The organism is Bacteroidota bacterium (assembly GCA_016714535.1).
Lineage (GTDB): Bacteria > Bacteroidota > Bacteroidia > AKYH767-A > OLB10 > JADKFV01.
Window position 1 is genome coordinate 184,354 of the sequence record JADKDR010000006.1, and the last position, 14,321, is coordinate 198,674.

13 protein-coding genes are annotated in these 14,321 nt (G+C 37.7%); 1 reads left to right on the plus strand and 12 read right to left on the minus strand.

Going from position 1 to position 14,321, the window contains the following annotated elements; genetic code table 11:
- Window positions 1–63: 63 nt before the first annotated feature.
- The 10 genes from IPO27_10375 to IPO27_10420 all read right to left on the minus strand — a co-directional run bounded on the left by IPO27_10375 (window position 64) and on the right by IPO27_10420 (window position 11,912).
- Window positions 64–1,221: a hypothetical protein gene (locus IPO27_10375; protein MBK8846917.1), complete on the minus strand. Its 1,158-nt coding sequence runs from the start codon at window positions 1,219–1,221 to the stop codon at window positions 64–66.
- Window positions 1,196–2,434, minus strand: coding sequence for a DUF2029 domain-containing protein (locus IPO27_10380; GenBank protein ID MBK8846918.1), 1,239 nt, complete (start codon window positions 2,432–2,434; stop codon window positions 1,196–1,198). The genes IPO27_10375 and IPO27_10380 overlap by 26 nt, the downstream gene beginning before the upstream one ends.
- Window positions 2,421–3,872, minus strand: coding sequence for an O-antigen ligase family protein (locus tag IPO27_10385; GenBank protein ID MBK8846919.1), 1,452 nt, complete (start codon window positions 3,870–3,872; stop codon window positions 2,421–2,423). The genes IPO27_10380 and IPO27_10385 overlap by 14 nt, the downstream gene beginning before the upstream one ends.
- 4 nt (window positions 3,873–3,876) lie before the next feature.
- Complete coding sequence (locus IPO27_10390; protein MBK8846920.1) at window positions 3,877–4,203, minus strand: hypothetical protein; 327 nt, start codon at window positions 4,201–4,203, stop codon at window positions 3,877–3,879.
- Window positions 4,200–4,820, minus strand: coding sequence for a hypothetical protein (locus IPO27_10395; protein MBK8846921.1), 621 nt, complete (start codon window positions 4,818–4,820; stop codon window positions 4,200–4,202). Before IPO27_10395 ends, IPO27_10390 begins: the two co-directional genes overlap by 4 nt.
- A 46-nt stretch (window positions 4,821–4,866) precedes the next feature.
- Entirely contained in the window at window positions 4,867–6,363 is a 1,497-nt protein-coding gene (locus IPO27_10400; protein MBK8846922.1) for a B12-binding domain-containing radical SAM protein, read from the minus strand.
- A gap of 98 nt (window positions 6,364–6,461) precedes the next feature.
- A complete protein-coding gene (locus IPO27_10405) occupies window positions 6,462–9,032 on the minus strand; it encodes a T9SS type A sorting domain-containing protein (GenBank protein MBK8846923.1) in 2,571 nt (856 codons plus the stop codon).
- Window positions 9,033–9,663: 631 nt separating this feature from the next.
- Complete coding sequence (locus IPO27_10410; GenBank protein MBK8846924.1) at window positions 9,664–10,575, minus strand: YihY/virulence factor BrkB family protein; 912 nt, start codon at window positions 10,573–10,575, stop codon at window positions 9,664–9,666.
- Between the two features lie 9 nt (window positions 10,576–10,584).
- Window positions 10,585–11,424: a carboxylating nicotinate-nucleotide diphosphorylase gene (gene nadC, locus IPO27_10415; protein MBK8846925.1), complete on the minus strand. Its 840-nt coding sequence runs from the start codon at window positions 11,422–11,424 to the stop codon at window positions 10,585–10,587.
- A 92-nt stretch (window positions 11,425–11,516) separates the two neighbouring features.
- Entirely contained in the window at window positions 11,517–11,912 is a 396-nt protein-coding gene (locus IPO27_10420) for a DUF4783 domain-containing protein (protein ID MBK8846926.1), read from the minus strand.
- A 152-nt stretch (window positions 11,913–12,064) separates the two neighbouring features.
- Here IPO27_10420 and IPO27_10425 point away from each other — a divergent pair, with 152 nt between their 5' ends.
- On the plus strand, window positions 12,065–12,529 hold the full coding sequence (locus IPO27_10425) for a 23S rRNA (pseudouridine(1915)-N(3))-methyltransferase RlmH (GenBank protein ID MBK8846927.1): 465 nt from the start codon (window positions 12,065–12,067) through the stop codon (window positions 12,527–12,529).
- A 12-nt stretch (window positions 12,530–12,541) separates the two neighbouring features.
- On the opposite strand, the gene dprA is transcribed toward IPO27_10425, so the two are convergent.
- Together dprA and IPO27_10435 are read right to left on the minus strand one after the other, a co-directional pair.
- Entirely contained in the window at window positions 12,542–13,657 is a 1,116-nt protein-coding gene (gene dprA / locus IPO27_10430; GenBank protein MBK8846928.1) for a DNA-protecting protein DprA, read from the minus strand.
- Between the two features lie 31 nt (window positions 13,658–13,688).
- The gene (locus IPO27_10435; protein ID MBK8846929.1) at window positions 13,689–14,315 is read right to left on the minus strand and encodes a carbonic anhydrase; all 627 of its coding nucleotides are present in this window, start codon (window positions 14,313–14,315) and stop codon (window positions 13,689–13,691) included.
- Window positions 14,316–14,321: the final 6 nt, after the last annotated feature.

The window sequence follows — 14,321 nt, forward strand, 5'->3', positions numbered from 1 at the left end:
TAATTAATAATACATGCAGCTGTTGCATCAAACAAAAGTATGGATAAATGTTATGGGTATAAATTATTTTAGAAGGTAATTAGGCTCAAAGCCAGATTTTTCTCTTACCGATTCGGGAACACGAATATTATCTTTATGAAAACAAGAGTCAATAAAAGACCTGTAAAATAACTCGCCAAGGAACGGAAACTCTTCATAAACATGCTTGTCAGTTTTATTAAGTTTGCGCATAGCAGTGCTGCTTGTTGATTGATTGACCTCATGCGAAACGCGCATCAGCGATGGTTCCATAAAACTAATATAGAGCAATTCATGCAGAGTATGATCTTGCTTATTCTTGAATTTTATTTCGGTTTTCAGTTTGTCACGGTAACTATGTAAGTGGCTATTGGCGCTATCCATATACTGCTGAAACTGCTTTGTACTGATAAACCCGCTAACCTCCGGTGTTGGATAAAACAAATGTTGAAAATGACTTTCGTGGCACCACATACATTTTCCGGGCTTACCGGCATTGGTATATAAACTGTCCGAGGCGGTTTGCAAATCTCCATCATGGTCATAAGTCATAAATCTAAGTTGCGAGTTTGACATAATGTCTACACACTCATACTCTACCGGTTTTGAACCCGGATTATAAAAAGTATCTTCCAATTGCCATGCTGCCATGGCCATATTTAAAGGGTTGGAGTCGATGTTAAAGTTAACAATGCGAGCTCGTTTACTAACCCCTGAAGCTAATATAACAAACCGCTTAGAAGTATGTGTGGGGTGCCGCCTATTGAACTCTTCATAGGTAGCAGGCGCGCCAGTTATTTGATAGTAATGATGTGCACTATGAATGGTAAGCAATAAAAAGCGGCCTATATCAACAGCCTTTTCAATTTGATATGTATTGCTATTTTGGATGGTATCGCAAATTACCTGTAATGCCTGCAATGCTTGAGTATTAAAACCTGCCTTATGCAGGTGAAGGTCAAACTCATATGCTCCCTTTTTATGAAACACTTGTGGAATGCAGCCCTCCGGCAATTCTGCACCTAGTAAAGATAACGACCACAGCATTCCGGTTATTACTTCTTCTTCCGTTTCAGAAGCATACGCTTTATTCCATTTTATCCGAATGCTGGTTTCGTTTTCCATTGATAAAAAGGCAACAAAAATTGCAGCCATCAACATGAGCATTACAAAAAACTTAAGCCGTTTTACTTGTATACGCATTTTGACTTTTTATGGCTAAGATATAAAACATAGAACTGAACATTGCAGTAGCCATAATTAGACGACTATAATGCAGCAACAGGAAATTAAATTGCACGGCAATGTACTTATCAATAATTGCAGGTAACAAGCCCGTTAACAGTACCAAAAAAATCATGATGATTTTTTTCCGAATAACAAATTCATATTTTTTCATACATAATGCTAAAGCAGGAATACTTAGCAATAAATGATATGATGCACTGCCCGGTTCAAAGGCAATAATTACTAAAACCAATAAAGCAAGAAATGCATCCACCTGAATTTTATTTTTCTTAAAAAGCAATAATACGAAACCAATAAATCCGATGCTTAATATTTTTAATGCTGTAATAAGTAGCCAATACAATTTGGGCGATTCAAATACCGGAAAAGGATTTAGCAATGCGTCCTTTAATAAAACATTGGCAAGTAACGAATGAAACGATTGATAAGCATAATCGTAAGGAATTTCGTTAAACACCTGCCCGCCCAAATAAGGCATCAGCCGCGTATAGAAATAGTTTAAGTAACACGACACTCCTGCGTATCCTATAAGCAAACCATTGAAAATAAGTACCCCTAAGCAAAGCAATAGTGCATGCTTGCGATATTGTTTATTTAAGATAAGTGCGAGCCATGCAATTGTCACTAACTTTAATGATGCAACTGTTGCAGCTAAAGCTGCAAACATTATCTTGTTTTTCTTAACACAATAGATAGCTGTAGTTATTATCAAGGCAATGAAAAGGTATATCTGACCCAGAAATAAATCATTGGTAAGGCTAAAGCCAAAAAAGCAGATACTAATAGCAGAAGAAAGTAAGGATAAGTGAGCAACTCTAGCAAACACAATTACCAACAATAGAAAACAACCTAAGCTAAAGCATAGCCACACTCGTTTGGCTTGCATTATGGAAAAGCCAGAAAGCGGAATCGCTATGACAGCGCAAAAAGGTGGGTATAAGGAAAACTGTCCACGGGCACCAACAGCATATTCCGTAACTTTTTGCTGGAAATAGACATCGTTGTAGCAGCTATCAATTTTACCTTCCATTAATAACTGTGCCGACACATGGTAATTTGTAAAATCTGTATTTGCTTTATTCCATCCCTTGCTCATACCAAACCAAAAATGAAATGCCATGAGCACTAATAAAATCGCATAGCGTATAGCTTTGTTATTTAGTAGCATTACGTTCATGCTGTGCTAGAGGAAGGGTTAATAAAACGAGCGATGTGTAAAATAAAAATGCCACCTTATCTGTATCAAGAAAGTTATTAAAAAGCGTGTGCACCAAAAAAATAACGGCTCCAAAAAAAGCTGCCTTATAGCTAGCCGTCATGTTGGCCAGCTTAACGTTGTGAAATCTTAAAACGGTATAAATAAACAAGATCAAAATTATGAATGGCACAATTCCAGCTTCTGAAAGAATAAGTAACCATTCGTTGTGTGCTGTACCACCCCGACCTTCCACAATGTTATAAGGCGAAGTAATACTAATAGGCGTCATTTCACTTTTGAGCTGGAAAGGAATATAAGCAAACTGATAATTACCAAGTCCGTAACCATATAGCGGCCTTTGCGCTACCATGCGCAATGCACAGCTCCAGCGGTTTATGCGTTCCAGGTTGCTATTGTCATTGTTTAAATTCGCAACCGATTTTAATTGCACTTCAATATCAGCTGTACGGGCGCTTGAATCAAACCGATTGCGTATGCCGCTTACCATCAATTCATCAAACTTAAAAGCAGCATATACAGCAATGGTTAACAAAATGACAACGCCTAACTTCTTGCCTATTCTAAGATACATAGCAAGCCAAAGGGCTGCACCGGCAAGCAAGCCAAGCCATGTAGCACGGCACGAGGAAAAATAAATCCCGACTATTAAAACAATAGCAGAAAAAATAAAGAACAAGGTTGGAAGCAGACTCCTGGTCGGATTAAAAATTTTAGTCAACGTAAAAGGAACGAGAAATGCCAGAAAACAACTGTATAATGTATGGTCGTTAAAAAATGGTTTGACTACGGTGCCTGCGGCATCCTTATTGAAATCGTAAGCAGCATGCAGATAAATAAAATATGGTATGCAGATAACAGATGCAGCGAGTAAAATATACATCCAATAAGTGCAAAGGCGTGGATACTGCCGCAACAAATACTTGGATAAAAAATAAAAATTAAGAACATAGATGGCCTTTATAATATAAGCTTTAACCGATATAATAACATTAGAAGAAAATGGAATGGTGCAAGCAAGAAAAAACATAAGCAGGATAATCAACTTGTCTGCCTTATCAAGCTTTATTTTTGAAACAGGGGTTCGTACCATTCGGATTAAAAACGCCAAAGCAGAAACAATAAGGAGAGGCTCAGACGGCAGGCGTATAGAAGCTTCGGTGCCGGGAATTGGAAAGTTTATGCTGAAAAACAATGATGCAATGGTAACCATACTGACCGCTACAAAATTGCTTTGGCTTATAATAATAGCACTTAGTATAGCCACCGACATTAAAAGAAAAAAAAGGAAATATGCCGGCACAAAAAATCCAACAGCAATTGCAACTAGTGAATAAGCAACTAGCAATAATCCTGCTTTTTTATCTATTACTAATTGTCCCGAAAGCATCACTTTAGATTAAACGGAAATATTTTTCTTTAACTAAATAATAAAACCACATTAGCAAAAAGCCTAAAAAAGCACCTGCCAATGCAATCAACGTTCGAGGTGGAAATGCCTTTTTATATACCGGTTCGGCTGACGTTATTTGATAGCAGGCCGGAATATCGCTACTCATTATACTTAGCGCTTGATTATAATTTTGTTGTATTACATCTAACCGCTGCAACTTTATAAGGTAGTCTTGTAATAAGCTAGTGACAAGCATATCCGATGAATAAATACCAGAATTAAGTAAGTTGTTTATATGCATTTTTACAGCTCCCAGGTCCTCGTTCATTGGATTTGCTTCGAAAATTTTATCAATTGCACTTTTGCAAAGGCATTGATATAAACTGCATGGCTATCGAGCCTGTTTACTTGCTCGTTAAATTGTCTTTCAATCGATACATATAAATTTCGAAGGTTACTTTTAATTATCTTGTTTTTAACAATGTCTCCAATTTGTACCATGTCATTGGCAATACTTGCGGCCGTTTCCGGGTCGGTATCAAATACGGTAATTACGATGGCATTGTGTCTGTTGCGCTCGATCTTTATGTTGCTAACGTACTGCTTGAGGAGCGTGTATTTCCAAGACTTATTGGTTGTGTCAATTTCATAATGTTTAATAAGATCATATTTCAGGATGATGGTATCACGCAAAATATTTGAATTTAATATCTGTATTTGCTCTTCAATTTCTTTGTCTGAACCAAAGCGAGGATCGCGATCAATAAAATATTTAACATTATTAGTTGCCGGTGGATAGATAATTGTTTCAGATTTGTATAAAGGTTTAAGTAACCATGGCGACACTAACACAAAGGATACAACACCTCCAATAAATGTTGCAATTGCAACAACTTTCCAGTGATTTAGTAATGCATGCAGAATACTTTTGTTTTCATTTTCCATATAAAAAAATTCAATAGCTATTTATCTTACAATATTAATGAAAGAATTAAAACCCTTCAATTTCAGGTTGCCGGTATTTAAATAATTTGTTCAAGGTTTTTATTTCATAAGGAAAAGCATAACTACTCGACTTGTAACGCCACATGGCGCTTGTCTTGAGCAAATTGCGTTGCCACGATTTCAACTTGTAATCACTTACCGTGGGGAAGTAGCCATTCAAAACTGTTTCAAAATTTTTTATGTAAGCAATCATTTCAGGTGTAAGCCAGGGGGTGAGCGGGTTCTTTCGCAAGTCAAAATTTTCCCATGATGGGCTTATCCACTCTTCTAGAGTTGTTGGAAATTTAAATCCTTCGGTCTTTGCACTCTTGTATAATTCGCTTCCTTCTTGAGGCACCGGGCTATACACATATATAATTATCTCAGCATCCGGATTTGTATCCTTTATCTGTTTTATAAAATCAATGTCGCTTCTTATTTGCTCCCATACAAGTTCTTGAGTAGGTGCTGGCATGCCGAGCACAAATGAATACTCAGGAATGATATCAAACTGGTGCATACGATTGGCAAATCTTCGAATCTGTTCGGCAGTTTGTGTGCCTCCTTTATCCATCATTTTAAGCAGTTTGTCATTTCCCGTTTCGGCACCAAAAAATATCATTTTACATCCTGATTTACGTATGGTTTCGAGGCTGTGGTCACTGTATTTATCAATGGTATCTATGCGCCCTTCGCCCCACCAGGTCATATTATCATGCATTATTAGATTCGCAAATTCGGTTGTTCTTTTTTCACTCACAAAAAAATTGTTGTCGTGAAACTCAATGGCATTTCCACCAAAATGGTCTTTTAAAAATTTTATATCCTGATAAATCAGCTTTGCCGATTTCCCCTTCCATCGCGCATTATATATTGGCACAACTGCACAAAAGCTGCATGTAAACGGGCATCCAAAGCTGCTGTGATAGGCAATGGTTTTTGTACCCAGGTAGGTTTTACCCAAATACTTTTGAAACGGATACAGTTCATTTAACTTGGTATATGGTAAGGGTGACAATGTATCTAATTCATAAATGCCATCTTTAGGGTTTGTCGTAATTTCTTCATGCTCCAAATAAATAAGATTCGGAACGGTAGCTATTGAATCCCCCTTTTCGAGTGCATGGATGAGTTGTGGAAAAGCAACATCTGCCATGCCATTTACTATAAAATCAACATAACCACTTTGTAACACTACATTTGCATGGTTACTTGGAAAATATCCTCCCCATATCATTTTCAGGTTAGGAAATTTTTCTTTTAACTGCTTTGCAAAAGGTATAGCTTGCTTTAGTTGTGGGCCCGGCATAACTGTAAATCCGCAATACTTTATTCGTCTTTCAACAATAAGCTTTTCTATTTTTTCGATTGGATTTTGCTCCAGATTACCATCTACAATTACCCAATCGTATTTAGCATCAATACTTGCAGCTACCTGCAATACCGAATTAGGTATTCGTGGTTTGTAGTTATTACTTCGGGGATTGAAAAGCAAAATGCTCATTCGGCTAAGTTAACAATTGCTATGAAATTATCGTTCAAGGGAATACTATAAAAAAAGCCTCTCCCTATGGAGAGGCTCTCAATATTAAATCGAATTAATTATTGCTTAACAAATTTCAATATTTGGTTTTCGCCTTCCAACTCCGAAATTTTAACAACATAAATACCTTGTGCAAGTGATGCAATGTTGATGAAGTTGCTTGCTGTTGATACCGTTTGAGAAAGCACTACTTTACCACGAATATCAAGTATTTGAATTTGTAATGCATCATACTCTACATCACTTATAAGTTGAATGATGTCGTTGGCTGGATTAGGAACAACGCTGATTAAAGGCATATCGTTCTCTACATCTGACTCGGCAAGTAAGCGTGGTGCCGGGCTTTGCAAATCAATAATATAATCTTCAACCTCACCATAGGTAAATGTTCCGCAAGTAGGAGGTGCCGAAGAGAATTGCATGGACACACGCATGCGTGTTTGACCAAAATTAGCTAATGCAGGGGTTAGGATATTTCCGGTAAATACATTCTGTGTTCCATTGGCAGAATAAGCTAGTTCTCCCGCATCATCAAAATCGCCATCTCGGTTATAATCAATCCATGCACTTACATATTCTATATCTGTAGTAGAGGCTTTAAACAGGCCAACACTTATAGCATACGTACTATTACTATTTACAGCAGTACTAAGATTTGTATAATCACCATATCCGGCATTGTTGCCACTCGTATTATTTATGGCACCGATTGTTACATTATCAATATATTCATACGCTTGGTTACTGCCATTTGAAGCACAGTAATTGGTTGGGGGCACATTAGAAAGTGTTTTAAATGTTTTGGTCTTGGAATATTTTTTCCATGTAGGTCCGCACCTAACTCCAACCTGATACTGGTACGTAGTTAGTGGTGATAAGCCTGTAATTACATAAAAAGCATTATTAGTTAGCTTAACTGTCCAAGTAGTAGTACCTGAAGCACGATAGCGTATTCTATACTTAACTGCTGCTGAATAGGCGCTCCAATTTACTTTGGCTGATGTTGAAGTAAGATTGGTAACATACATACCTACTGCAGTATCGCAACCTGCTAATGCACTTGTGGTAAATGAAATAGGATTAGAAAAAGGTGAGCAGTCAGCATTTACACGCCAATCGTAACTGGTGTTTGCTGTTAGTCCGTTTAGTGGTGCAGTATTCGATGTATAGGTTCCTAATGGAGCAAAGAATGGAGCAGATGATGTTTTATACTCAACAGCATATTGAGTAGCGCCATTTACTGCATTCCAGTTAAGGTTTGCAGCATTTGCAGTAATGCCACTTGTATTTAATCCGGTAGGGGTGCCTGCAGTAGAACCTGTTAGGCAGGTTGCATTATTAAAGTTGTTTAATAATAATCCTCCTGGTTGAGGGCCAAAACCCAAATTAAAATTGATACCAACATTAAAATGACAATAACTCATAATGGTACCTCCACCTGATGGATTTCCGGGCAAAGGGCAACCTCCCTCAGTACTACCGCTGCAACCATCAATTGCTGTATTATTTCCATTCCACACACAAGCATGTGTATGGCGCGATCCCATTAAATGCCCCATCTCATGCGTGATAACCATTATGGTCCAGCTATAGGTAGGGAAGTTAGAATAGGTTGTATATATCATGGAAGTACAATGTGCCTGCTGCTTGTTGCAAAGGCCGCTAAAGCCTTGTGCAATGCCGCCCCCAAGGTTACGTGTGGTTAGCAAGTTAGCAATATCACCGTTAAAAGTACTGCCGGTTTGAGTTATAAATGCCTGATTAGCGGTAGAAGTACTTGTAAATGTAGCGTAAGGATCGGTTACAGTCCATACTACAATTTGCGAAATTTCGATAGGAATATTGTCATTGGCATAAAGGGTAGCTTTCTCATTAAAAATAGAAGTCACATAATTAGAAGTAGTAGTCACATTACTGCCAAAAGCATTATACATAGCAAAGTCAGCTTCGTAATAACACTTTACAGTTTTGCAATCCAACATCATGGTGTTGCCATATTTTTCGATAGGTGCAATGGGCTCGTTTTCATCAGAACGATCATCCATAAAGCACTCAAATGGATTTTTTCCATTAAATTTCATTTCATTATACACCACATAATAGCCACTTCCATCTTCTAAGCGACCAAGGTTATGATTTCCGCTTTCGTCACTAAACACAATCATCAATTCGTTAGCAAACAAAGAAGCAGTAGCAATAGAATTGGAATTACCCAAAACAATACCACGGTAATGTATTCCATGATTATATGCAGCAGCATGCTCACCTGAAGCATCTTTGGTAGTTACAATAAAATCACCCAAATCAGCTTTGTACATTAACAACGATACCTGCGTTCCATTGTAAGGAATGTTCAGTTGAATCATTTCACTTGCTGTGCTAACTGCCTTTTGTAAAGCGGTCATGTTTACCGCTAGTGCTTGTGCATCTTTGGCGCGCTCCAGTACCATAGGATGTGCAACAGGTGCAAACAGATTAACCTGCTCAACCTGAGGATTTTTAAGAAGTGCATTCTGAACTAGTGCACTAATGCGGTTACGTTTCTGATTTTGCGCAAAAACATTTAATGTAATTGCTGTCATGAGCACCAGGAATAATAGCTTCCTGCAGCTAAAAATGTGTTTCATCATAAATTTTAAAAAATTAATTAGTGGAATTAGTTGCGAATGTAAATTGATATCTATTAAAAAAAAATATTTCGTCAATAAAATTGTAAACTATGGAATGGCTGATTGTAAAAAAGCTGAAATTTGCAAAGATGATTAAACAAAATTTCAAATAGCCGGCAGAGTATATGGCATGTTATAAAAACCAGCAACTGATGTAAATTTGGAGTTGATGGCATGCGAAAAGGTATTTAGTTTGTTTGAAAAATTGAAGTTGCTTCAATTTCTACTTCTTGATTTGTTTTATGGTATATGTTGAAAACCGGTTATACAAGTAAATAAGTGGTTTTTTAATTTGGAACCCAATCTCGCGCGAGTGTTCAATTGGCAATAGGCGCTGCTCACTCGTGCGCTATGATACCCAGTTTGGCGTAGTCTCTGACTACGCCATCATGTAAATAAATCCCTTAGCAGTGGCATTTACACCTACACACTTTTTGCTGATGGTAAAGTAATCGATAGCAAAAAAATGATGAAGAAGTAATTGTTGTAATAGTAGTTTAATCTGCCAAAACCATTGTGTGAAAGCACAGTGGTTTTTTTTAGTTAATAATTTTCATGCAATTAATATAACGAATTTCCGTTTCATCAACCCCTAAACCCTCACTTTGACCATATCCGCTTTGTTGTTTTTTTCTTTGGTGATATCTGCCCGCTCTTTTGCATTGTCAATGGATGCGTTCAGTTCAAATCCTATCAACAGCTGCAGGCAATTGAACCGGATGTAAAGCATCATGATAATTAATGTACCAATAGAGCCATACACTTTATTGTAATTGGTAAAATTGCTTACTACATAATTAAACACAATGGAGGTAAGAATAATTAAGATGGTGGCCAAAGAGCTGCCTGCACTTATAAAACGAAATTTGCGTTTGCGCGATGGCCCCAGGTAATATAAACATGATATAGAAAAAAAACATAGCAGCAACATGATAATCCACTTGCCACTATCAACCAGCAGCAGGTATAATGCTTTGTTTACAAACTGTTGTTTGTAAATGTATCTTACAATAAACGAGTGACCAACCAATAAACCAATGGCCGTAATGACCATTACCGCCAAAATTATGGTGATGTAAGTTGCGCGCCATTGCATCATCCATGCCGACTGCTTTACCGATCCGTGATACGATTTATTAAATCCCATCATCATAGCTTTGGTACCGTTGGTAGCAAAGTATAATGCCATGATAAATCCGATGGAAAGCACACCACCTCGTTTTATTCCAACAATATCTTCTATGGTTTCGCGCACAGCGATGTAAGCCTGTTCAGGTATTACGGTTTTTAATAATTTCAATAATTCATTTTGAAAATTATCGATAGGTATATACGGAATAAGTGTAAACAAGAAAAGCACACTTGGAAACAGTGCAAGAAAAAAACTGAATGACAATGCCGAAGCACGCATATTGATATCGCCCTTTCGCAGTCCTTTAATGAAAAACTTAGCCACTTCTACTATCGGCATTCCATCAAACCATCGGCTAAAAATTCCGGTCATACGATTTTATTATTTTTGAATTTTAAAACTTAAATCGAGGCTGCGGTAGCTGTGTGTAAGCGCACCTGTGCTAATGTAATCAACTCCGGTTTCGGCATAACTGCGCACGGTGTCAAGTGTGATGCCTCCACTTGCTTCGGTTTCAAATTTTTTATCAATCAGCTTTACAGCCTTATGCATTGCTTCGGGAGTAAAGTTGTCAATCAAAATGCGCTGCACATTACCTATCTTACAAATCAATTCAATATCTTCTAACGTACGTGCTTCTATTTCAATTTTTAAGGATAGATTATTTTGCCTAAGGTATGCATTGGCATTATTAATAGCCGATACAATGCCACCACAGCCATCAATATGATTGTCTTTAATTAAAATCATATCAAACAAACCAAAGCGGTGATTTTGCCCGCCACCTATTAGCACTGCCCATTTTTCGAAAAAGCGGAATAAGGGAGTCGTCTTACGGGTATCCAAAATTTTGGCCTGAGTACCAGCCACCGCTTGCACAAACTGACTGGTTAGTGTTGCAATACCACTCATGCGCTGCATGCAGTTAAGCACAAGCCGCTCAGTGGTAAGTAAATCGCGTGTACTTCCTTGTACCGTAAATGCTTCCATACCTTTACTTACTGAGGTCCCATCTTTTAAACCTCTAATAAATTGCAATTCTGGATTTACGAATTTAAATATCGCTTCGGCAAGTTCAACCCCAGCAATAATGCCGTTGTCCTTTATTTTAAGCACTGCAGTATCTGCGTCCCTGGCATCTATGCATGCCAGCGATGTGTGGTCACCACTTTGCACATCTTCGTGCAAAGCGGCACTTATAAACTCGTTTAATGGAAACATTGAAAAAAAATTTTTGTAAATATCTTCTTTTTTATTGGGCACAAAAAAACCGGATGATTTTCATCCGGCTTCAATTATGCTTTGCTATGGTTTTACTCGGTTTCGATTCGTAGCTCTTGCAACACTTCTTCGCCTGCCATTTTCTTTACATGTATAGTGACACGATATTTTTTTCCATCTGATGTTACCAAATTTCCGATTACAAATTTACCAGCCGACTCGGGCCCTCCCTGATGAACCAGGGTGAAAGTGCGAGGAGTGTTTTTATTGAAGAAATTATTTAATAATTGTTCAGCCTGAGCTTTTGAATAAATATCTTCCTGACCAAGAATGGTGAGATTTACATTATTTTCAAAAAATTTTGCTATCTCTTTAGCATCCCCATTGCGTATTGCCTCTGCTATATCCGAATACACATCTGCTTTAACAGCCGATATAGAAACCGAAAATAGTAACAGACAAAGAAATATGGTTTTCAAAAATTTCATCTTCGATTTCATTCAAATATTAAGCCAAACATAAATTTGGTATAGTTAATGGCAAAAAAAGCTGATTAGATACTATCTGAGGTGGAGTTCTTGGTTAGTTTAAATTCTAAAATTATTCAAACCTTTGGCAAAAATATTAATTGTTATTGGCAATGCAAATAAAAATAATCTATGCAGCTCGAAAATCTGAAAAAACATATGCGGATTCTATCGATGATTACTTAAATAGAATCAGGCTTATGAAATATAAGATTGAAACTAAAAATATTGATATTCAGAAAGATACCCCCATTTCAGCCTTGGTAGTTAAAGAGGAGGCAGCAGCATTTGAACGTCAAATAGCAAGAGATGAATATTTAATTATTCTTGATGATAAAGGCAAATCATACACTTCTGAAAAATTTGCCCAACAAATACAATCGCTCGCCAACAGAAGTAGTAAGGTTTGTTTTCTGATTGGCGGAGCCTATGGCGTAGATCAAGAGTTGAAGCAAAAAGCCAATGAACTTTTAAGCCTTTCAACATTTACGCTTCCCCATCAACTTGCCCGCCTAGTGTTAAGCGAACAAATTTATAGGGCGCTAAGCATTATTAATAACAGTAAGTACCATCATTAGCTTTAGAAAAAATTAAAGGCATTTATACCTTTTACCGGGCAACGATTTGATGAGGCTAGCAAACTCGAGGCCGAGCAAAGCAGCGGATGTGCGACTCATGGTAAGTTCACAGCCCAGGCATAATGCATCAATGCTGCACTCGTCATTATTTATTATATAATTAAACACTGTTTTTTCATCCGGTTTCAATTCTATAAAAAGCTTGGCTTGAAAGCTTTTCTTTTCAGGGATTTTTTTGTCATTCCAACCCAATGCATTCGCAATATCTTCAGCATTCTCAATGAGCATTGCCTTGTTTGCTTTAATTAATTGATTGCAACCTTGCGAATGTTCATCTTCTACACGACCGGGGATGGCAAAAATATCGCGGTTATAGGAAATAGCTATTTCGGCAGTTATTAATGCGCCTCCGCTTTTGGCAGCTTCTACAACAATAATACAATCGGTCATGCCAGCAATAATTCGATTACGGGTAGGAAAATTTTCGCGGTCAGGATTTGTTTGACTTAAGTATTCGCTAAGTAATCCGCCATGGTGCAACATTTTTTCGGCTGTAGCATGGTGCGTGGCTGGATATATACGATCGAGGCCATGACCAAGCACCGCTATGGTGGCAACGTTAGATTTTACTGCTTGCTTGTGCGCAGCTATGTCAATACCATAAGCCATTCCGCTTGTAACGGTAACATTATATGCTGACAAATCGGCAACCAACTGTTCGGTTATGGTGCGGCCATAGGGGGTAGCTTTTCGAGTGCCTACTATGGCTATGTTTCGTGGTGTGTTTAGATCTGCTTGCCCCTTAAAATAAAGCATAACAGGAGAGTCAAGGCAATTGCGCAATCGCTCTGGGTATTCCTTATCAAGGTAACTGTATGCTGCAATTTGATACTTATCTATAAATTTTATTTCCTCTTCGGCTCGCTTAAAATCGTTGAACTTCAAAATTTTTTCGGCTGTTACACTGCCTACACCCGGAATTTTTTCGAGGCTCGATTTTTTTTCAAGAAATATTTCTTTGAATCCACCACAGTAACTTACTAGTGACTTGGCAAGCATGTTTCCAACACCCGGTATTAGCGTTGCCGAAATTTTAAAAAGTAAGTCGTCACTTGCAGGAATGCTCATGGGCTGCAGTATTTTGCAACAATAGTGTTGCCTAATCCAATTTGTAAATTTTTTTTTTGTACTGGAGTATTTCGGGGAAATGAATTTTCAGATTAATCAACTTGCCATTGCGTACATCAAATACCCTCCCATGCACTTGCAGGCCGCGCTCTTTATAGGCTTCTTGTACGACTTCGGTATTAATAAGATTAACACATTGCTCTTGCACATTCAATTCTATCAAACGGTTATATCGCAGGTCAAGGTCAGTAATTGCATCCAATTCTTCCATGTGAGTGCGATACACATCGCGAATGTTGCGCAACCATGGGTTTAATATTCCCAAATCGGCAGATTGCATTGCTGCGTTTACTCCTCCACAACCATAATGGCCGCACACAACAACATGCTTCACCTTCAAATGTCTGATGGCATAATTTATTACAGACATTGCATTAAGATCAATGCTTACAACCATGTTGGCAATGTTACGATGAGTAAATACTTCTCCCGATTTGGCACCCATCAGTTCTTCGGCAGTCACTCGGCTATCGCTACATCCTATATACAGTACTTGGGGGGTTTGCCCTTTTGATAATTTCTTAAAATAATTTTTATCAAGATCAGGTTTTTCCTTAACCCACTTTTCGTTGTTTTTGAAAACGCTTTTTATTTTCAACATTAA